Raw genomic sequence first — 20467 nt, forward strand, 5'->3', positions numbered from 1 at the left:
GCCGATAAGTTTTCCGGGTCGTTGGGATATGCAGAACACGCTTCCGTGGATCATCGCGGGCCTGTCGGCGTTGGCAGTCCTGGGCCTGCTCGCCGCGCTGCTGCTGCGGCGCCCGCAGCGCGACCGCAAGTCGCTGCCGTCGGATTGGTCGCTGACCCCGAGGCCGGTCTTCAGCGCGGACGAACGCCGCGTCTTCCGCCTGCTGCGCGAGGCGCTGCCCCATCACGTCGTCATGTGCAAGCTCCCGATGGTGCGCTTCTGCCAGCCGACCGAGGCCAAGGAAGTCCGCTACTGGTACGAGTTGCTGGGTGGCATCAGCGTGAACTTCGCGATCTGCAGCCCGAACGGCCGCGTGCTGGCCGCCATCGACCTGGAGACCGACCGTCCCGGCTCCGCCCGCAGCCTGCAGATCAAGCAGGCCGTGCTGGCGGCCTGCCGCATCCGGTATCTGCGCTCGACCGTGGACAACCTGCCCAGCGCCTCCGAGTTGCAATTGCTGGTGCCCTACAGCAACCAGGGCAGCCGCAGCACACCGGCGGCGATGCCGCGCTCGGGCGCGCCGCGCCTGGCACCGCAGCCCGCGCCGGCGCCCACGCCGCGCCGCGCGCCGGCCGCCCCGGTGCGCAACACGCTGTGGAACGACTCGCCGGTGTTCAGCGATTCGTTCTTCGCGCCCGACAGCCGCTTCGACGCCTTCGGCGGCGATCCGGGTCCAGCCATCCCGGCCCCGCCGCCGCCCAGCATGGAGCCGCGCGCACGCGGCTACCGTCCGCGCGCCGGCGCCCCGGTCGGCATGAACGAGGGGACGGGCGGCGACTCCCAGTACGGTCGCGACTTCCCGGCCTATCAGGAGGAAGCCCCCGCGACCGACATCGGCGGCGTGGTCGTCGACTCCCCGCGCTACGGGCGGCGCTAAGCTACGCGCTTCGCCTCCGCTCTCCCGACGGCATCCACGGCGCGCAAGCGCCGTTTTTCATGCCCGTCGTCATCCGATGACTGACTTGCCGGCCGGCTTCGGCCCCCTCACGCCTGAACTGATGCTCGATGCGCTCGAGCACGCCGGCTTGCGACCCGACGGTCGCCTGTTGCAGCTGAACTCCTACGAGAACCGCGTGCTGCTCGCCCACCTGGAGGAAGGCCCGGCGGTCGTGGCGAAGTTCTATCGCCCCGGCCGCTGGACCGACGCCCAGATCCTGGAGGAACACGCCTTCGCCGCCGCCCTGGTCGAGGCCGAAGTGCCGGTGGTCGCGCCGCTGACGCTGACGGTCGACGGCGTGTCGACCACGCTCGGCCACTTCGCCGGCCAGCGCTTCGCGGTGACGCCGCGCCAGGGCGGACGCGCGCCCGAGCTGGAGGACCCCGACGTGCTGCGCTGGATCGGCCGCTTCCTCGCGCGGCTGCACGAGGTCGGCCAGCGCGAGCCGTTCCGGCATCGCCTGGCCTGGAACAGCGCCGCCCCCGCCCGCGAGGCGCGCGACTGGCTGCGCGATCACGACACCCTGCCGCCGGAGCTGTCGGCCAACTGGCACGACGCGGCCGAACGCTGCATCGCCGCGATCGACGCCGCCTTCGACACCCTGCCCGACCGCCGCGCGCTGCGCCTGCATGGCGACTGCCATCCCGGCAACATCCTGTGGACGCCCGATCGCGGGCCGCATTTCGTCGACCTGGACGACGCGGTCCAGGGGCCGGCGGTGCAGGACCTGTGGATGCTGCTGTCGGGCGAGCCCGACGCGGCGCGATTGCAACTGAACGCGCTGCTCGACGGCTATGAATCGGTGCGGGAGTTCGACTGGCGCGAGTTGCGCCTGGTGGAGGCGCTGCGCACGCAACGCATGATCCACCACAGCGCCTGGCTGGCGCGGCGCTGGGACGACCCGGCCTTCCCGATGGCCTTCCCCTGGTTCGGCACGTCCAACTACTGGAGCGATCAGGTCGTGAAGCTGCGGGATCAGCTGGACGTGATGGAGACAGCGTCATACCGGAATGGGGGCTGGCCGGATTGATCCGTGCGCGACTGAGGCGGCGCCCCCTCTCCAGGATCGAGCCCCCTTGTCCTCCCCTCTCCCTTCCCGACTGCGGATCAAGCTTCCCCAACCGCCCCAACCCGCGTCGACGGCAAAGACGATCGCCGTCGCGCGCCGCGCGCCTCCCTCCGTCTCCGAGGCGCGCGCCTCGCTTCCGCTGCTGCTGCTCAAACCCTCGGGCGGCATGTCGGTCGTCCATCCCGAAGAGGGGCGGATGCGCGTTATCTTGCTCTCCTTGCAGCAGGCCATGCGTGGCGATCTCGTCGCGCCCAGCCCGCTCGGCGACGAGCACCGCCGCCAGCTCGAGCGGGACGTCACCGCGCAGTTGACGAGCCTCCTGAACGACGCACGGATCGGACCTTCGGAGCGACAGTTCCTGCAGCGATTGGCGGGACGGCTGGTGGGCGCGGTGCTGGACGGCGACTACGTGGGCTTGCTCGGCAGCGGGGCCCCCCGCGACACGCTCACCACGGCCCTCCTCGACCCCCAGGCGCTGGAGACCACGACCACCTTGCGACCCTGGCGCATCGGCGACCTGGACACGAAGCGTCTCGGATCAGGCGCGCGCGCGATGCTGCGGCAGACCATCCCCGTGCATCGCGCCAGCGCGCTGCTCGCCGAGGGGCTGTCGTTCGCCGCCGAGCGGGCGGGCCAGCTCAGCGACACCGCCGCGCCCGAGGTGTTGGCCCGTCGCGTGGCGATCGCGAAACTGGCGTCCAGCGTCATGCAGTCAGGCATGAGCGGCGCCCCTTTCCTCGTCGACCTGGATCAGGCAAACAGACTGTCCACCCAGGACGACCTGGGCGCCCGCAGCCACCTGCACGCGCTGAATGGGTTCTGGGGTCGGTTGAGCACCCTCTCCAGGCTGAACATGATCGGGCCGCTGATGCTCCTCTCGCGCTCGCCGGACAATCCCGAGGCTTGGCAGCGCGTCCGGTCCTCGGTCTATGTCACGCGGGACGAGGCCCTCATGCGCAACGCCCTGCCGGACGCCTTCCCCAGCATCGCGCCGACCTCGTTGCTTCCCCCCACGGAGCGCATACCCCTGCCACTGCTCCATGACCTGGCACCCGATCTGGAGCAGGTGCTGGACCGGCGCGCCGGGCTGGTGTCACTGATCGGCGTGGCGGGGCCGCAGGCTCCAAGCTTCCTGGTGCGGCTCCCGGTGCTCGCACCTTCCGCCAGGGCCGATGAGGTGCATGCCCAGGACAGGCAGCTTGCGCAAGCCGACTCCTTCAGCGTGGCGCTGTTCGGCGACCCCCTGCCCTTCCACCATGAGCGCCTTCCGCCCGAGGTGACGCTGACCGAGGACGAGTTCCGCGTCGGCCACACCCTCGTGGCCAGGCAAGACGAGGACCAATGGCGGTTCGCCCCGCATGGCACGGCCCTGGTCCGCCACATCTTCGGCGCCTCGTCGTTCGCGCGCGCACGGGTACCCGACCTCTCGACGTGGAGCGCGACCACCGGCACATACTCCGCGGTCCTGCCGGCCGATACCGCGGCCGATGCCCGCAGCACCCTGCTGCGCGTGTTCGTCCAGTTGGAGAATGACAAGGACTTGAACTCCGTCGGCGCGACGCTCAGTCGCATGCATCCCGACGAACTGGTGTGGTTGCGCCTGCATCCTGACCAGGGCTTTACCGTGGTACGTGGCCAATCGTTGCTGCGCAACGCAACGCCGCGCAGCCGCATCAAATTGATCGTCAACGGGCATGGCCACACCTCGTGGACGACCAAGGAGCGGCTGCTCGGCGGACGCACGGCCACGGAGCTCGCCCGGGAGCTGAAGGCGCTGATGACCGAACTCCCCTCGACGCAGCGTCCGCTGCCGGCGGTGGAATCCATCAGTCTGCTCGGTTGCGCCCTGGAGACGCAGGCCGTCGACCGCAGCTTCGGCCGAGAGTTCGTGGAAGCCGCGCATACGGCTTCGCTGGTGCGAGCCGGTGCGGAAACCACGCTCTACACCGACACCTTGCTGCTCGATTTCGGCGCCAGGCAACTGCGCCGGAGCACCCGGCCCTATCCGGGCGCACCGGCGGTGCGACGAGCGGCCGGCACGACCTGGGCTTTCCAGTTCGATGCGGACACCCGCACTGTCCAGGTCCGCGACAAGTTTCCGCACGGCGGCGACGGCGTTCTGGCGGATCGGGCCTGTTGCGTCGTGCTGGAGTCCACCTACGAACGTCGCGAGGCCAAACGATCGCTCGCATTGTCGCGCGCGCTCATCCTGGACCGGTTGCAGCTGAACACGCGGTTCCACGAAATCATCGCGCGGTATCGGCCAGCCGGTTGGGTCCTGCTTCCGCATCTGCGCGAGGGCTTGAACGGCGTCGTTCTGCTGACCTACCTCGATCTCGAGAAAGGTCAGACGACGATGCGATCCATCAGCGCTCCCGCCGATCGCCAGGCGCTGCGGGCCGGGACAGCTCTGGTCGCGCAGGGGCTGGCCGAGCTCCAGGCCCTCGTGGCCTTGCCCCCCGTGCCCAACGCCGGCATCGACCTGCTCACCCTCGGCCTGCTGGCCCTGACGCTGCAGGACGCGGCCCGGGGCAGCACCGAAGGCGATCGCTATCAGCAGGCGCTCTGGTACCTGGGCATCACGCAGGGCGGCTTCCAGGTCAGCGCCGATGTGGCGGACATGGTGGTCGCCGTGCGCGTGGCGATGCGGCAAGCGACCGGCAACGAGCTGGCCGATCTCGTGCGCCAGACCGCGGCGCTGTCACGCTCACTGGCCGCCATGAGCAGTCTGGCCCAGGTCGCGGCGATCGGGATCGATCTTCAGCAGTTGATCTGGTCCCTGAGCGAGGGCACCGGAAGCCAGGCGACAACGGCGGCGATCCAGTTCGGCCTGGACGCCGCGGGCATGACGTTGGCGGGCCTCGCCGTTGCCGCGGACCTGCTCAACCTGACCCTGCTCGCCGCTGCGGCGGAGGGCTTGGCGGTACCGCTCGCGGGCCTGTCGATCGGCATCGTCGAACTCAATCGGGCAGTGAGCGGCGCCACCGCGAGCGTCAGCCGCAACATGCGGCCGCTGCACGAGATCGACAAAGGCTACGGCGAACCGCTGCGACGCGTGCCGGCCGGCCCGGGCCACCCGCATGAGGTCTTGATCGCCAACGGGTGGGCGCCCTTGAAGCGCATCGATTTCCGCAACAACCAGGTCAGTTTCGCGGACACCTCGATCGGCGCCACCGCCCTGCACCCGAGCCAGTTGTACTGGCAGGCAGGCAGCCGTCGGCTACATGACTGGTGGATCAGCGATGGCAACGACCGGCAGTCTCAGTATTCCCTCCACGGTCTGGAGCTGGACCTTTGGACACTGATGCGCAACGACCAACGGATGGCGATACCGCGCGCCGCTCCCGCCCGCGCTGCGCGACCCGGGCCTGGTGCTGGCGCTCATGACGGCGCCCGCGTTCGCCATCCACCACGAGGCCTACTCGTCGTCGCGAGCGGGCGGCGATTTCTCGCTGATGCACGATGGCCTGATCGAGTGGATGCAGGTGAGCAGCGACGCGCGTTTCGTCGCCGACTACGTGACCTCCACCAGCATGGCCAAGTCCGCCGACCTGTGGCGCTACGACCCCCAGCCCACCCTGCTGGAAGTCGTGCTCGACGCGCAGACCCGCGTGATGGCGCTGCCGGCCCGCGTCGATGCCGAAGCACACCGGTTTGTATTTGATGACTCGAAGCAGCGTTCGCTCCAGCCATTCAATCAATCCAACGTGTCCGTGCGTCTGATCGGTGGCGGGGGACGCTACACGCTCGCGCTGCCGCCCGATGGGACGATCCGCAATCGCGTGCGGATCCTGCCATCGACGCAGAGGCGGGACGTCTGGACCGTGATGCTCCAGGGGAGCCTGGCCCGTGGTGGAAAACCCATCGACTTGCTCGAGGGGGACCAGAGAGGCTTGCGCCTGGCGGGCCAGGAAATCCAGTTCGAGGCGCTCAACGACGCCGTCATTCAACTGGCGGACCCGACCGTGCCTGGCGTGCGCCTGCTGCTGGACCTGGACAGACGGGAAGCGGCATTCATGCTGGCGCTGCCGGCATGGACCGAAACCCTGAATCCCATGAGCGCGCTGAGAGAGGCGATCCAGCTACTCTCGTCACCGGACGAGGTGGCGGCCATGTTCCAACCGCCGCAGTCCTCCGACATCCGGTCGCGGGTGCGGCTGTCCAGTGTGTCTGACGAAGCCGAGAGCCTGTCCGGCCTGCTCAATCCGCAGACCGGCCGGTCGGTGCTGTACAACGATCGGTACCTGGCGTTGGGCAAGGGCGACGGCATGGGCTGGACCCGTTACGCGCTCAGGAACGGTCAGGTCAGCCTGGACGAGGCGGCTCGCCCGCAGGTGCGTTACGACGGGGGCCACTTCCTGCAGCCCGTCTCCTATTCCTTCCGGCACGAGATCGAGGCCTTCGTGCGCGATCCGGTGGTGCTCACCGCGGCCGGCGAGGAGGCGGTGCTGCGATGGGTTCGACGACGCGCCGTCTGGACGCCCCAGCAGTTGACCGACTTCCTGACCCGGGAGCTGGCTGCGGGTGTCGAGCTCGCCGGTCCCGACGGCGGTGCCGCGACGCCCATCACGGCGATCGCCTTCTCCGACGGCGTGGCGACAAGCCGTCGACCGTCCGGGGGCGCCAGCTTCCTGGCGCTGTGGGCGCGGCTGGATCGGCTGTCACGGCTGGAGCCGGGCGCGGCCACGATCCGGCTGGACAGCGATGCCGGGCTGGCGAACGCGCTGGCCATCGCGGGCGTCAGCCCCTTCGCCACCCAGCCGGCAGACGTCCTGGAGATGTCCCCTGCCAACGTGAAGCTGGCGCTGCAATGGCTGGTGCTGGCGCATGCGCAGGCCAACGTCGTCGATGGCGGCGCGCCCGTCGACCTGCAGCCGCCCTCGCCACGATTGAGCCCGTCTCAGCGCAATGTCCTGATGCGACTGTTCAACGAGCTTCAGCATCTGCTTGAGCGGCACCAAGCCGGCGGGGACCATGGCTCCGACTGGATCCGGCTGGGGACGACGCCCGACGCGTCCTCGGCCCTGGCGCACAGGCTGCGCGACGCGGGCGTGAATATCCAGATCGACGCGATCTCGCGAGATCGCGAGATCCGGGTCACCGATCGGGAAGGTCCGAACGACTTCTACGATGTCCAGGTTCCCGGGCTGCAGGCCTTCATGCGGGACCTCACCGATCAACTAGACATCGATGCACGCGTGGCGCAGACGCTGATGACGACCTCGCTCGCCGGTCCGCCCGCCAGCGTGCTTCAGCAGGAGCTGGCGAACTGGGCGACGCGTCCCGGCACCCTCCGCCAGGATGGACGCCTTGGCGGACTGCCTGCCACGCTGCGGGACGAGATCCGGGCGGCGGGGTTGACGGTCAGGGACGCGCTCCCCTCGTCTGTCGGCGTCTCCCCATCGCCGACGTCGGCGGCCAGCACCGCCGCATCCAGGCTCGGCCAGATCGTCGAAAAGGCGGATGGCGGAGAGATCGACGCCGCCACGTTCCGGCTTTGGCAGGCCCAGGCGGCCGTGCAGGGCCTGACGCTCGACGGCTGGTACGCACGGCATGCGGTGCCCGGTAGCCCGGAGGAGATCAGCCTGCGGGAAGCCGCCATCACGGCACTGTGCGACCGGCTGGTCCGGATGCGCGACGCCATGAACCGCACGGGCCTCACACGGAGCCCGCTGGCGGACGACATGCTGCTGAACCGCCTATTGTTCGCGGCCCTGCAACGACTGGTGCCCGACCCCGCCGGCTTCAAGATCGCTTACCGCGACACAGGTCGTCCCGGTGATCTGTTCAAAGTGGACGACGACACCGGCAATACCCATTACGTGGTGATGCTGCGCCCCGACACCGGCTTTTTCCATCTGAAACACCACGCCCTGCCGCTGGGCGCCAACCCGTACTGGGCATACGTGGGCCGCGCTGACGAACTGAGCACGACGTTGCGCCCACGCCTGGAACCCATGCCCGGGCTGACGGCCTTCGATCCGTCCGCGTACCACGCCTGGACGGCGCGCGATCCAGGGCCGGTGGCTGGGGGCGTCTACGTCGGCCCCACCCCCGGCGACGGCGCATCCCGCCTCTTCCGCTTGAGACAGGTCGGCGGAAAGTCCTACGGGCCCTTCCCCGCGGGCGACCAAAGCAACGCGGAGTGGCTGTATCTCGGAACCTCCCGTTCGCTGGGGCCCGGCGCGTTGGGCGCGCTGGCCGCTCGCGGCGCACCACTGCAATCTCAGGCATTCTCACGCGGTCTGGTCGAGTGGTGGCTGCGACAACTGTCCCCCGCGTGGACCGGTGAGGGCTACGCGAGTTTCCGCCTCGATGCCACGTCCTTTGAAGCACGCACGCAAGGCGGCACCAAGTTTCAGCTCGACGAGGATGGCTCGCTTGGCATCCGGCTGGACGACACGGACATCACGACTTTTAGACTGCGCGACGATGCCGAACTGAGCACGCTCAAGCGCCAGTTTCTCGCCGGGCGCGACTTCGTGCCGCTCGTCGTGATTCAGACCAACGGACGCCCGGTAGACCTGGACGGCGTCGACCTGCTCGGCGCCAACGAAGTCATCCTGCTGGAGGAGACCGACGGTGCCCCTCGGCACATCGACCTCGACGATACGGACGCCACCCGCGACGAGATCTTCTACGAAGGCAGCGACCTGCTGATCCATCGGCCGGGCGACGGACGACTGATCCGAATCCGCGAGGCGCTCACCGCCTCGACCCAGGACCCCACCGACGACGAATGGATGCCGGATCCCGAGACCACGATCACCGGCGGAAGCGGGACGCAGGAGCTGGTCTGGCCGCTGCGCGCCCGCAGCTTGCGGTTGCCGACGCTGACCATGCATGACACCGCGCTGGATATTTCCCGGGATGACACCGACCTGCTGGTCAGCGATGGCGGGGGATGGGACACGATGCGCCTGATCGACGTCGATGCGCAAAACCCGCCGCCCGCGTCCACGGTTGCCCTGCTTCGCTTTCAGAACAAGGACGGAGATTGGCGCCAGGCGGGGCTGCCGGCGTCGCTGGTGACGCTCATGGCGAAAGAGGAGGACGATTCCTCCGCGCTTTGGGCGCTGTCGCGGGACCGCCACGGCCCCGACGGCACGCCCATGATGGAGCGCCGGACGCAAGGGCCGGCAGGGGCGGTCGACTCCGGCGCGAGCGGCGGGAAGACGCTTCCCGCGCCGCCCCCCCAGATGGACTATTGGGCGCTCAAGAGTGTCGAGTTCAGCGCGGCGATGGCGTCGTTCCCGCCCTCCGGGACGGCCGGGCTCGGTATCGCGTGGCAACGCTTGCCTTCCCCCGCGCCACCGCTCGCGGCGATCAACACCGGCACCATCCTGGCGTGATCCGGCAAGACCCGGCGCACCACGCCGGGCCGGACCAGGGACCCATCGCGCGACATCGACGGGCCCCGGCCCGGGCTCAGCCCAGCAGCAGCGCGTTGACGCGCCGCACATAGGCGGCCGGATCTTCCAGCACGCCGCCTTCGGCCAGCAGCGCCTGGTCGAACAACACCTGCGCCAGATCACCGAAGCGGGTGTCGTCGGCGTCAATCGCGCCGAGCTTCTTCACCAGCGCGTGGTCGGGGTTGACCTCCAGCGTCGGCTTGGACTCGGGGGCGGCCTGGCCGGCCTGCTTCAGCATGCGGGCCAGGTGGCCGCTGATGTCGCCCTCCTCGGTCACCACGCAGGCGGGCGAATCGACCAGCCGCGTGGTCACGCGCACGTCCTTGGCGCGGCCTTCCAGCGCCGCCTTCAGCCGCTCCAGCATCGGCTTGAACTGCTCGGCGGCCTCCTCGGCCTTCTTCTTCTCTTCCTCGTCCTGCAGGCTGCCCAGATCGACCGAGCCCTTGGCCACGGACTGCAGCGACTTGCCCTCGAACTCGTACAGGTGGGACAGCATCCACTCGTCGACGCGCTCGGTCAGCAACAGCACCTCGATGCCCTTTTTGCGGAAGATCTCCAGCTGCGGGCTGTTCTTCGCGGCGGACAGGCTGTCGGCGGTGATGTAGTAGATCGCCTCCTGGCCGTCCTTCATGCGCGACACGTAGTCCGCGAAGCTCACGCCCTCGTCGGCCTGGGTGGACGCGAAACGCAGCAGCTTGACCAGGCGCTCCTGGTTCTGATGGTCCTCGCCCACGCCTTCCTTGAGCACCTGGCCGAAGTCGGCCCAGAAGCGCGCGTACTTGTCCTTCTCCGACACCTCCTCGCTGTTGGCTAGCGACTCCAGCATCGACAGCACGCGCTTGGTCGAGCCCTCGCGGATCGCCTTGACGTCGCGGCTCTCCTGCAGCAGCTCGCGGCTGACGTTCAACGGCAGGTCGGCGGAGTCGATCACGCCCTTGACGAAGCGCAGGTACACCGGCATCAGCGCCTCGGCGTCGTCCATGATGAACACGCGCTTGACGTACAGCTTCACGCCGCCACGCTTGTCGCGGTTCCACAGGTCGAACGGCGCCTTGGCGGGGATGTAGAGCAGCTGGGTGTACTCGCTGCGGCCCTCGACGCGGTTGTGGGTGAAGGCCAGCGGGGCCTCGGTGTCGTAGCTGATCTGCTGGTAGAAGCTGTCGTACTCGGCCTGCGTGATGTCGCTCTTGCTGCGGGTCCACAGCGCGGAGGCCTTGTTGACCGGCTCCCACTCGTCCTTGACGATCTGCTCGGCCTTCTCCGCGTCCCACTCTTCCTTGCGCATCAGGATGGGCAGGGAGATGTGGTCGGAGTACTTCGAGATCGTGGACTTCAGGCGCCAGGTCTTGAGGAACTCTTCCTCGCCCTCGCGCAGGTGCAGGATGACGTCGGTGCCGCGGCCGGGCTTGGTGATCGTCTCGACCTCGAAGTCGCCGGTGCCCTCGGAACTCCAGCGCACGCCCTGGTCGGCCGGCAGACCGGCACGGCGCGATTCGACGGTGATGCGGTCGGCCACGATGAAGCCGGAGTAGAAGCCGACGCCGAACTGGCCGATCAGGTTGGCGTCCTTCTTCTGGTCGCCTTCGAGCTTGGCCATGAACTCGCGCGTGCCGCTCTTGGCGATGGTGCCCAGGTGGGCGATCGCTTCCTCGGCCGACAGGCCGATGCCGGTGTCGCTGATGGTGACGGTGCGGGCCTCGGGGTCGAACGAGACGCGGACTTCGAGCTGGGGCTGGTCCTCAAGGTACTGCGGGTGGTCCAGCGCCTCGAAGCGCAGCTTGTCGCAGGCATCGGAGGCATTGCTGACGAGCTCGCGCAGGAAGATTTCCTTGTTCGAGTACAGCGAGTGGGTCACCAGGTGCAGGATCTGCTTGACCTCGGCCTGGAAGGAATGGGTTTGCTTGTCCATGGCTCGTTCTGAATGTGCTGGCAAAGGTGCCGAAAGGAGACGCGGTCGCGCGCGGTGGGTGCGCTGGCATCGGGGCGCCGCCGGTCGAAGGCCGGGATTATCGCGGCGCCGAAGCGCGCGCTCAGTGCCGGCCGTGGCCGCAGGTGGGAGGCGCGGCGGCGATTTCAAGAGTCGCCGCGAATAAACTCCCGCGCCTATGCGGATGATCTACTGGTTCGACTTGATGGGCGTGGCCGTGTTCGCGGTCAGCGGCGCGCTGGCGGCGATGCAGGGCGGGCTGGACCTGTTCGGCCTGCTGGTGCTGGCGGCGATGACGGCGGTGGGCGGCGGCACGCTGCGCGACGTGCTGCTCAACCGCCATCCGGTGTTCTGGATGAAGGACACGACCTACCTGCTGGTGATCATCTGCAGCGCGCTGGCGGCGCTGATGGTGGGGCCGTTCCCTGGCCACGCGATCGCCATCCTCAAGATCGCCGACGCGCTCGGGCTGGCGCTGTTCGCGCTGTGCGGCACCGAGATCGCGGAGGAGCACGGCGTGCGCCCGCTGGCCGCGCTGCTGATGGGCACCCTCACCGCCTGCGGCGGCGGCGTGCTGCGCGACGTGCTCAGCGGCCAGGCGCCGCTGCTGCTGCGCAAGGACATCTACGCCACCGCCGCGATCGGCGGCATCGCGCTGTATTTCCTGCTCAAGGCCGCGGGCGTGCCGATGCGGTGGGCCTTCGTGCTCGGCATCGTCGGCGTCGCCACGTTGCGCCTGCTGGCGCTGTATTTCGGCTGGCAGTTGCCAGCCCTCCAAATGCTGCAACTCCACTGACCCGGTGGCCGAGGGGGCCCCGATTCGGGCGCCCCGCGGTGTTGCAAATCCTCGCCATAGCTGGGCTATGGCTGCGGTTTGCGCCTAGCGGGGCATCCCGAATCGGGGCCCCCTCGGCCACCGGGTCTCAGCTCGGTACGGCGGAAAAGGAACGTCTATCGGGTCGCGTCGTCCGCGTCGTCGTTGTTCTCGACGTCTTCTTCTTCGATCTCTTCGTCGTCCTCGTCCACGATCACCTGGGCGTCGCGCGTGCCCTTCTTCTTGAGCAGGCGCTGCGCCTCGCGCTCAGCCTCGCGCGCGGCTTCGGCGGCCTCGGCGGCCGCCGTCCATTCGGCGAATTCCTCGGGGGTCTCCAGCGTGATGCGGCCGAGCTGTTCCTGGCGCAGGTCGTACAGCAGGATCTCCGCGGCCTTCTGCAGGTTGATGCGGCCGCCCGGCAGCACTGCGCCGCGCCGCTTGCCCAGCGCGGCGAGCACGTCGCCGTCCGGCGTCGAGGCGTCCGGCTCCAGCTGGTAGCGGGACTTCAGCGCCTGCGGATAGTGCCGACGCAGATAAGCCAGCACGTCCAGCGCCACGACCTCCTCCTCGAAGGCGTTGCGGCCGATCGCGCCGCTGGCCGCGAGGTTGATGCCCGCCTGCGGAACACGGATCTTGGGCCACAGCATGCCCGGCGTGTCGAACAGATAGACGCCCTTGTCGAGCAGGATCTTCTGCTCGATCTTGGTGATGCCGGGCTCGTCGCCGGTGGCGGCCATGCGCTTGCCCACCAGCGTGTTGATCAGCGTCGACTTGCCGACGTTGGGGATGCCGCAGATCAGCACCCGCAGCGGCTTGTCCAGCCCGCCCCGGGTCGGCGCGATGGCGCGGCATTCCGCGGCCATCGTCCTGGCCAGGCCGGGCTGGCCCTGATGGATCGCGATGGCGCGTGTGTCGGGCCGCGCGCGGTAGTGCTCCAGCCAGCGCGTCGTACGGTCCGGATCGGCCATGTCCTGCTTGTTGAGCAGCTTCAGCGACGGCCGACCCTCGGTGAGTTGCGCGAGCAGCGGGTTGGCGCTGCTCGCGGGCACGCGGGCATCGAGCATCTCGATGACCACGTCGATCCCGCTTTTCATGCGCTCGCGGATCGCGCCCCGGGTCTTGTGCATGTGCCCGGGAAACCATTGAATCGCCATGGGGCGCGATTGTCCGCTATCCGCCACCACGCGCCGCGCCGCGCCGCGCCGCGCCGGCGACGATGACGGCGGATGGCGGATGGCGGACGACGCGCTCAGCGCGCCGGCATCGGGCGCAGCTCGATGATCACCGGCCGGCCCTGCTGCGATTCGACGCGGACCTCGACCTTGTCGCCGACCTTCAGCGCCGCCAGTTGCTCCGCCGACAGCAAGCCCGGCTTGAGCCGGAACGGCATCGTCATGCCGGGCATGTCGAGGTGCCGGATGTCGCCGTGCTTGAGCGTGAGCCGACCCTGCGCGCCGTCGACGCGGCGCACCTCGGCGGCGATCCAGTCCTGCGAGGACGGGGCGGCGCCGTCGGACGCGGCCGCGCTGGCGGGCTCGGCGTTGTGGTGCATGTGCCCCTGCGCCTGCGCCGGCGCGGCGGCGAGCCACGCCGCGGCGAAGGCCACGGACAGCAGCGAGCGGGAGAACAGGGCGGAGGTGGTGTTGCGGTTCATGGTGAGGAGGTTCCTGGTGAGGTGAGGCAGGTGAAGAGGGAGGGAACGAGGCAAGTGATGGGACAGGGGGGGACGACGCGCGTGAACCGGGACGTGATCCCCCGAACGGGTCGATCGCATGACGCGGCTCAATGCCCTGGATGGCCGCGGCCATCGGGCTTGCGCACGCGCAGCGGCTCGGACGCGGGGACCGCCGGACTGGTCGCGGCGGGATGGGCGCGTGACGCCTCGGCCGGCGTGGCGACCGCGCGCGCGACGGTACCGGCCGGCGCGGCGTACCAGCCCGGATCGCTGTAGTCGCCGGGCTTCTGGTCCTTTCGGACCTTCACCACGCTGAACATGCCGCCCATCTCCAGCGACCCGTACTGGCCCTCGCCGGCCATCATCGGCGCGGTGTTCTCGGGGATGGGCATGGCCATCTCGCCCATGTCGGCCATGCCGCGTTCGCCCATCGCCATGTAGTCGGGGATGACCTTGTTGATGCGCGCCGCCAGGCCGCGATGGTCGACACCGATGAGCGTGTCGACCTCGTGCCCCATCGCGTTCATCGTGTGGTGGCTCTTGTGGCAGTGGAACGCCCAGTCGCCGGGCTCGTCGGCGAGGAACTCGACCTGGCGCATCTGGCCGACCGCCACGTCGGTCGTCACCTCCGGCCAGCGCGCGCTCCGGGGCACCGGGCCGCCGTCGGTGCCGGTGACCTCGAACTCGTGCCCGTGCAGATGGATCGGGTGGTTGGTCATCGTCAGGTTGCCCACCCGGATCCTCACCCGGTCGCCCAGGCGCACGTTGAGCGTGTCGATGCCGGGGAAGACGCGGCTGTTCCAGGTCCACAGGTTGAAGTCGGTCATCGTCATCGTGCGCGGCGTGTAGCTGCCGGGATCGATGTCGTAGCTCGACAGCAGGAAGCAGAAGTCGCGATCCACCGTGGCGATGTGGGGGTGGCGCGCCTTCGGGTGCGTGACCCAGAAGCCCATCATGCCCATCGCCATCTGCGTCATCTCGTCCGCGTGCGGGTGGTACATGAAGGTACCCGGCCGGCGCGCGACGAACTCGTAGACGAAGGTCTCGCCCGGCTTGATCGCCGGCTGCGTCAGGCCGGACACGCCGTCCATGCCGTTGGGCAACCGCTGGCCGTGCCAATGCACGCTGGTGTGCTCCGGCAGCCGGTTGGTGACGTAGACGCGGACCCGGTCGCCCTCCACGACCTCGATCGTGGGGCCGGGCGACTGGCCGTTGTAGCCCCACAGGTGCGCGGTGGTGCCGGGCGCGAGCTCGCGCAGCACCGGTTCCGCGACCAGGTGGAACTCCTTGACGCCGTCACGCATGCGCCAGGGCAGCGTCCAGCCGTTCAGGGTGACGACGGGGTTGTAGGGACGACCGTTGGGCGGCGTCAGCGGCGGCGCGGTGTCGGCGTTGTCGCGCTGCGCGGGTTCGGGCAGCGCGGCGAGCGCGACCCGGGAGACGCCGCTGGCGTTGACCGCGCCGGCCGCGCCGAGCGCGGCACCGGCCGCCATCTGGGCGAAGAGATTTCGTCGGGAGATCATGGGGATTCCTTCGAGGAGCGCGCGTTCAATGCGCGCCGCCGGCCGCTTCGTTCGAAGCGGCGGACGGAGAGGAGGAGGAAGCGGCCGCGGCATCGCGCACCGGACCGAGCAGGGCCTGCGACAGGGTCGCCTCGGCGAGCCAGTACTCGCGCTGGGCGGCGAGGCCGGCGGACACGGCGCGCGCCTGCGCCCGCGCATCGGCCAGCAGCTCCATCACGCCGACCAGCATGCCGTTGTAGCGCAGCAGCGTCTCGTCGGAGATCTGCCGGGCCAGCGGCAGCATTTCGTCCTGATGGCGACGGGCGATGCGCCAGGCGGTCTCGGCCTGCGCGCGTGCGACGCGCACTTCGGAGCGGGCCTCGATCGCGACCTGCGCGGTCTGCTCCACCGACTGCAGGTAGGCCTGCCGGGCGCCGGCCACGCGCGCCTGGCCCCAGTCGAACAGCGGCACTTCGAGCGTGAGCTCGACGCCGCGTTGCGTGGGCGCTTCGTTGCTGCTGTTGCGCTGGATGCCGAGTTCGAGCGCGTTGATGCGCCCGGTCTCGCGCGTCAGGCCCAGCCGCGCCGCGAGCGCCTCGGACTGGCGCTTCGCCGCGACGATGTCGAGCCGCTGCGCGACCGCCTGCCGCTCCAGATCGCCCGCGGCGCGGAAGTCTGCCGGCACGTCGGGCAGCCGCTCGGGCAGCGTCAGCGCGGCAACATCGTCGCCCCACAGGCCCAGTGCGCGGATCAACGCCTCGCGGTCGCGGCTGGCCTGCAGCCGGGCCTGCTCCATCGCCAACTGGGCCTCGCCCAGCATCGCGCGCTCGCGGGCCAGCCGCAGCGCGCTGACGTTGCCGGCCTGCCGCATGCGCAGGGCGAGTTCGGCGCCCGCGGACGCGGAGTCGAGCACCGTGCGCGCATGCACGAGCTGCTCCTGCGACGCCACCGCCTCGATCCAGCGGCGGCGCGCCTGGCCGGCGACATCCAGCAATTGCTGCGCCGCGCGGGCCTGCTCGCTTTCCAGCGCGCGGGCGCCGGCCTCCTGGCGAGCGCCGCGTCCGAGCAGGCGGATCAGGTTGATCTCGAGACCGCGCTCGATCTCGCGCTCGTCGCCGCGCACGAAGCGGCCGATGTTGAGCACCGGGTTGGGCCACAGCAGCGTCTGCACGCGCTCTGCTTCGGCCATGCCCAGCCCGTGCAGGCTGGCCTGCAGGCCGCGATGGTTGAGCAGCGCGAGCTGCACCGCCGCCTGCGCGTCGAGCGGCCGGGCCAGCAGCGCGTCGGTGCGCTCCCGGGCGGCGGCACGCTGCGCGTCGGTCTGCTGCAGCGGCAGATCGGCGCCGAGCCAATCGCGGCTCTTCTGCTGCACCGGCGTGGCGGCGTGTTCGGGCGACAGGTTCGCGCACCCGGTCAGGACAACGGCGGCGATCGCCAGGGCCGCCAGCGCGGGCCCGCGTCGGCGCGGCGTCGGGGCCGGGGGCCGCGTCGCCGGAAAGATCGTCTGGGAAGACATGACGTGGTTCCTCAATGAGCGTGATGACCGCCGCTCGGCGCGGAGCCGGCGGGGGCGGGCGCGGCCGGCGTCGTGGCCGGCTTGGGGACGGCCTTGGGCGCGTTCGCGGCCTGGCTTTCGCGCTGCAGCGCGCGCCAGCCGCCGGCCTCTTGGACGCGGCGGTTGGCCTGGCGCCAGTCACCGACGCCAGGGTCGGCGACTGCCGCGCTCGATGGCGCCGCGGGCGGGGGAACCTGCGACGTCGCCGGAGGCGGACGCGATCCCAGGCGTGCATCGGCCGGATCGGCCAGGCGCGTGGCGGTGGAAGGAGATGGCGAAGACGAAGACGAAGACGAAGACGGCGCGGTCTGCGCCGAAGCGCTGCCCGCGATCAGGCACAGCGCCAGCGTCAACGCCGCGGCGGACGTGGCAGGGGTGGGAGAAGACATGGCTTCCTCGCGAAATGAACGGGGGCGGTGCCACGCCGCCATGACGTGTCACGGTCGGCCGCGCGGCAGCTCGGGCGGCGCGCGATGGCGCCGACGTTCAGGCGAGGAAGGTCTTGGGCGGCCGCTCAAGCGGCTGGGGGGACTGCTCCGGCGCGTCGGGGGCGCCGAGCGCAGGGGCGGCGTCGCGCAGGTCCTGCGCGGCGAGCGTCAGCGGCGCGATCGGCATCGCGGCGCCGATGCAGCACTGCAGGCAGATGCCGCAGTGATGGTCGGACGAATGATCGGAGCCGTCGTGCGAGTCCGCGTGATCCATCGCGGCCAGGGCGTCGGCGCCGTGGTGCATGCCGGACATGCCGGACATGCCCGCCGTCGGCTCGGACATCGACGCGACCGTCAGGGTCGACGTGCCCGCGTGCGCACCGGTGGCGGCCATGTCGTGGCAATCGCTCGGCGTGGTCATCACCGCCGCGCCGGTGTCGGACGACATCAACGCCATCTCGATGCCCATCGTCGCCGCCAGGGCGCCCTGCAGCGGCAGGGTCAGGCTCAGCAGCGCGAGCACCAGCCAGCGGCTCCAGGGGAGCCGGCTCCAGGCGGATGCGTTCTGGCGGGACATGGGGCGGGAGTGTAAGGGGAGACCGCCTTGCAAACGCCTTAGGCAGGTCTGAACAGGGGGCAAGGTGACCGGAATGTCATGTCCCTGGTTGCTGGATGACCCGACCGACCGGCTCGACTGATGCCACCCCGTTCAATCGACGACACGCTCGGACTGGTGACCACGCGGGACGACGCGCTGGAACGCGGCAAGGACGAATCCGTCGCGCTGGCGCGGACGATCCGCCTTCAAGACGAAGGGCCGCTCGCGCGGCCCTTCTGGCAAGACGATCCTCGCGGATCGCGGCGGTGATCGCCGGGGCGATCAGTCCTCGTTCTTGAACACCAGCTTGACTTCGTGGGTCTGCTTTTCGCTGCTGGGTTCGAACTTCCAGTCCATCAGCGCGCGAGTGACGGCCTTGTCGAACACCTTGCGCGGCTCGGCTTCCAGGATCTCGACGCTGGAGACCTTGCCGTCCGGATCGATGTTCATCTTGGCGCGGACCGAGCCGGCCGAGATCGACTGGCGGGCGGCCTCGGCCGGGAACTCCGGCGGCACCTTCTTGACGATCTTGGGGGTGGCGTGGGCGCCCGCGCTCAGCGCCAGGGCGGCGGCCAGGCCCAGCAGGCCACGGGTGAAAGTCTTGGTCAGGTTCTTGCTCATCTTGGGACCTCGTACGTCTTTGGGTGAGGAGTCGGGACGCCCGGGGTCTCCGGGCGGGAATGTGTGAAGGGTCGCGAAGGGATCAGGTGGCGGAACGCGCCGTGCTGAAGAAGCCCACCGCCTGCACCAGGCGCGAGGAACTCTCGCGCAGCGAATCGGTCGAGCGGGTCAGGTCGTCCACCAGCGTGGTGTTCTGCTGCGTGGTGCGGTCCAGCTCGTTCATGGCGTTGTTCACCACGCCCACGCCGGCCGCCTGCTCCTGGGCCGAGTGCGAGATTTCCTCGATCAGCTGGCCCATGTTGTTGACTTCGTCCACCACCGAGCGGATCGTCGCGCCGGCGTTGTTGACCAGGGCGGTGCCGTTCTCGACCTTGACGGACGATTCCTGGATCAGCACCTTGATTTCCTTGGCGGCCTGCGCCGAGCGCGAGGCCAGCGCGCGGACCTCCGACGCCACCACCGCGAAGCCCTTGCCGTGCTCGCCGGCGCGGGCCGCTTCCACGGCGGCGTTCAGCGCCAGGATGTTGGTCTGGAAGGCGATGCCGTCGATGACGCCGATGATGTCGCCGATCTTGCGCGAGCTGGCGCTGATCTCTTCCATCGTCGACACGACCTGGCTCACCACGTTGCCGCCGGCCGATGCCGACTGGCGCGCCTTGGCGGCGATGCCCGAGGCCTTGCGGGTCAGCTCGCTGGCGCCGTTCAGGTTGGAGGCGATCTGCTCGACCGAGGCGGCGGTGTTCTGCAGGCTCTCGGCGGAACGCGCGGTGCGGTCCGACAGATCGACGTTGCTGCCGGCGATCTCGTTGGAGTTGTGGGCCACCTCGCCGGCCGCCGCGCTGACGCTGGCGACGACGCCGGACAGCGCGTTCTGCATGTCGCGCATCGCGTGCAGCATCTGCGCCAGTTCGTCGGTGCCTTCGACCTCGATGTGCTGCGACAGGTCGCCGGAGCTGATCGCCTGCGCGGCGTCCTTGGCCTTGCGGGCCGGCACGATGATGGAGCGGCCGATGGTCAGGCCGCCGACGCCGCCGATCACGACCGCGATCAGCACCAGCACGCCGGTCACGAGGATGGACTGGTTGGCCAGCGTGGCGCCGCCTTCGGCCAGCGTGCGTCCGTTGGCGAACTGCGCCTCGACCAGGCCCTTCAGCGCGTCCTGGTAGTCCTTCTGCACCGGGCGGACTTCCTTGATCAGGTGCTCGCGCGCCTCGTCCGGGCTGCCGTCCTGCTGGACCGACAGGAATTTGGTGACGGACTCGACGAACTTGGCCTGGCGCTCGCGGACCTGCGAGACGGTCTCCTTGTCCTTGGCGTCGGAGACCTTGCCTTCCAGCTCGGTGAGCTGCGTCTGGCCGTCCTCCACCGCCTTGGCGATGTCGGCCTTCTGGCGCTTGATCGCGCCGGCCGTGTCCAGCAGCAGCAGGTCGCGCGAGGCACGGGCGATGACGTTGACGTTGCCGTCCAGCGCGTTGGCCAGGGCGATCTTGACCAGGCTGGAATCAGCCGTCTGGGTCAGGTCGTGGGACAGTCGGCTGGCGTTGTGGGCACCGAAGGCGCCGATCACGATCAGCAGCAGGATCAGCAGCGTGTAGCTCAGCGTCAGGCGCTGGCCGATACGCAGGCGGGACAGAAACGACATCGATACCCTCGCAACGAAATGAGTTGTTGAATGGCGGTATCCGGGCGCTCGGCGCGGACCGTCCATCGGCTTCGGCCGGATCATCGGTGCTCTTGATTCGGGTAATCCATGGCGGTTCCGGAGGGCCGTGAATTCTGACGCGGCACTTGCAACTGAATGAAAACGGCGCGTGAACCGTCTCGGTAGAACCCCTAATGAACGCCTCGGCGAGGTTTCATCAAAACGGCACATTTCTCCTCGGCGCGCGG

The 20467-nt window shown here is 69.5% G+C and carries 14 protein-coding genes; 5 read left to right on the forward strand and 9 right to left on the reverse strand.

Translation table 11 applies throughout. From position 1 onward, the window contains the following. Window positions 1-28: 28 nt before the first annotated feature. From CDN99_RS12715 to CDN99_RS12725, 3 genes are all read left to right on the forward strand, one after another. Complete coding sequence (locus CDN99_RS12715) at window positions 29-916, forward strand: DUF2726 domain-containing protein (RefSeq protein ID WP_088385252.1); 888 nt, start codon at window positions 29-31, stop codon at window positions 914-916. 76 nt (window positions 917-992) lie between these two features. Beyond that, a complete protein-coding gene (locus CDN99_RS12720) occupies window positions 993-2006 on the forward strand; it encodes a serine/threonine protein kinase (protein WP_088385253.1) in 1014 nt (337 codons plus the stop codon). A 46-nt stretch (window positions 2007-2052) separates the two neighbouring features. Continuing rightward, window positions 2053-5709 carry a C80 family cysteine peptidase gene (locus CDN99_RS12725; RefSeq protein WP_141100756.1) on the forward strand — a complete coding sequence of 1219 codons (3657 nt, stop codon included), beginning with the start codon at window positions 2053-2055 and terminating at the stop codon, window positions 5707-5709. A 3764-nt stretch (window positions 5710-9473) separates the two neighbouring features. Here the strand turns inward: CDN99_RS12725 and htpG are convergent. Then, window positions 9474-11366 carry a molecular chaperone HtpG gene (gene htpG / locus CDN99_RS12730; protein ID WP_088385255.1) on the reverse strand — a complete coding sequence of 631 codons (1893 nt, stop codon included), beginning with the start codon at window positions 11364-11366 and terminating at the stop codon, window positions 9474-9476. A 196-nt stretch (window positions 11367-11562) separates the two neighbouring features. On the opposite strand from htpG, the gene CDN99_RS12735 reads away from it, so the two are divergent. Continuing rightward, on the forward strand, window positions 11563-12180 hold the full coding sequence (locus CDN99_RS12735; RefSeq protein WP_238139504.1) for a trimeric intracellular cation channel family protein: 618 nt from the start codon (window positions 11563-11565) through the stop codon (window positions 12178-12180). 155 nt (window positions 12181-12335) lie between these two features. Here the strand turns inward: CDN99_RS12735 and ylqF are convergent, their stop codons facing one another. The 6 genes from ylqF to CDN99_RS12765 all read right to left on the reverse strand — a co-directional run bounded on the left by ylqF (window position 12336) and on the right by CDN99_RS12765 (window position 17935). Beyond that, on the reverse strand, window positions 12336-13352 hold the full coding sequence (gene ylqF, locus CDN99_RS12740; RefSeq protein WP_088385256.1) for a ribosome biogenesis GTPase YlqF: 1017 nt from the start codon (window positions 13350-13352) through the stop codon (window positions 12336-12338). Between the two features lie 95 nt (window positions 13353-13447). Beyond that, on the reverse strand, window positions 13448-13852 hold the full coding sequence (locus CDN99_RS12745; protein WP_158218833.1) for a copper-binding protein: 405 nt from the start codon (window positions 13850-13852) through the stop codon (window positions 13448-13450). A gap of 128 nt (window positions 13853-13980) precedes the next feature. After that, a complete protein-coding gene (locus tag CDN99_RS12750; protein WP_088385258.1) occupies window positions 13981-15396 on the reverse strand; it encodes a multicopper oxidase family protein in 1416 nt (471 codons plus the stop codon). Window positions 15397-15421: 25 nt separating this feature from the next. Continuing rightward, the gene (locus CDN99_RS12755) at window positions 15422-16891 is read right to left on the reverse strand and encodes a TolC family protein (RefSeq protein WP_202820263.1); all 1470 of its coding nucleotides are present in this window, start codon (window positions 16889-16891) and stop codon (window positions 15422-15424) included. Window positions 16892-16902: 11 nt separating this feature from the next. Continuing rightward, complete coding sequence (locus CDN99_RS12760) at window positions 16903-17319, reverse strand: hypothetical protein (protein ID WP_141100757.1); 417 nt, start codon at window positions 17317-17319, stop codon at window positions 16903-16905. A 97-nt stretch (window positions 17320-17416) separates the two neighbouring features. Continuing rightward, the gene (locus CDN99_RS12765; RefSeq protein WP_088385260.1) at window positions 17417-17935 is read right to left on the reverse strand and encodes a hypothetical protein; all 519 of its coding nucleotides are present in this window, start codon (window positions 17933-17935) and stop codon (window positions 17417-17419) included. Between the two features lie 120 nt (window positions 17936-18055). Here CDN99_RS12765 and CDN99_RS28670 point away from each other — a divergent pair, with 120 nt between their 5' ends. After that, the gene (locus CDN99_RS28670) at window positions 18056-18226 is read left to right on the forward strand and encodes a hypothetical protein (protein WP_158218834.1); all 171 of its coding nucleotides are present in this window, start codon (window positions 18056-18058) and stop codon (window positions 18224-18226) included. Window positions 18227-18238: 12 nt separating this feature from the next. Here the strand turns inward: CDN99_RS28670 and CDN99_RS12770 are convergent, their stop codons facing one another. Further along, window positions 18239-18577: an energy transducer TonB gene (locus CDN99_RS12770; RefSeq protein ID WP_088385261.1), complete on the reverse strand. Its 339-nt coding sequence runs from the start codon at window positions 18575-18577 to the stop codon at window positions 18239-18241. 82 nt (window positions 18578-18659) lie between these two features. Continuing rightward, complete coding sequence (locus CDN99_RS12775) at window positions 18660-20219, reverse strand: methyl-accepting chemotaxis protein (protein ID WP_158218835.1); 1560 nt, start codon at window positions 20217-20219, stop codon at window positions 18660-18662. Window positions 20220-20467 lie beyond the last annotated feature (248 nt).

Source organism: Roseateles aquatilis (genome assembly GCF_002205645.1).
Classification (GTDB): domain Bacteria; phylum Pseudomonadota; class Gammaproteobacteria; order Burkholderiales; family Burkholderiaceae_C; genus Roseateles; species Roseateles aquatilis.

Bases quoted from the DNA above. Each gene is read 5' to 3' on its own strand.
- CDN99_RS12715 (WP_088385252.1), top strand. From the start codon at position 29: ATGCAGAACACGCTTCCGTGGATCATCGCGGGCCTGTCGGCGTTGGCA.
- CDN99_RS12720 (WP_088385253.1), top strand. From the start codon at position 993: ATGACTGACTTGCCGGCCGGCTTCGGCCCCCTCACGCCTGAACTGATG.
- htpG (WP_088385255.1), bottom strand. From the start codon at position 11,366: ATGGACAAGCAAACCCATTCCTTCCAGGCCGAGGTCAAGCAGATCCTG.
- CDN99_RS12735 (WP_238139504.1), top strand. From the start codon at position 11,563: ATGCGGATGATCTACTGGTTCGACTTGATGGGCGTGGCCGTGTTCGCG.
- ylqF (WP_088385256.1), bottom strand. From the start codon at position 13,352: ATGGCGATTCAATGGTTTCCCGGGCACATGCACAAGACCCGGGGCGCG.
- CDN99_RS12745 (WP_158218833.1), bottom strand. From the start codon at position 13,852: ATGAACCGCAACACCACCTCCGCCCTGTTCTCCCGCTCGCTGCTGTCC.
- CDN99_RS12750 (WP_088385258.1), bottom strand. From the start codon at position 15,396: ATGATCTCCCGACGAAATCTCTTCGCCCAGATGGCGGCCGGTGCCGCG.
- CDN99_RS12755 (WP_202820263.1), bottom strand. From the start codon at position 16,891: ATGTCTTCCCAGACGATCTTTCCGGCGACGCGGCCCCCGGCCCCGACG.
- CDN99_RS12760 (WP_141100757.1), bottom strand. From the start codon at position 17,319: ATGTCTTCTCCCACCCCTGCCACGTCCGCCGCGGCGTTGACGCTGGCG.
- CDN99_RS12765 (WP_088385260.1), bottom strand. From the start codon at position 17,935: ATGTCCCGCCAGAACGCATCCGCCTGGAGCCGGCTCCCCTGGAGCCGC.
- CDN99_RS28670 (WP_158218834.1), top strand. From the start codon at position 18,056: ATGCCACCCCGTTCAATCGACGACACGCTCGGACTGGTGACCACGCGG.
- CDN99_RS12770 (WP_088385261.1), bottom strand. From the start codon at position 18,577: ATGAGCAAGAACCTGACCAAGACTTTCACCCGTGGCCTGCTGGGCCTG.
- CDN99_RS12775 (WP_158218835.1), bottom strand. From the start codon at position 20,219: ATGTCGTTTCTGTCCCGCCTGCGTATCGGCCAGCGCCTGACGCTGAGC.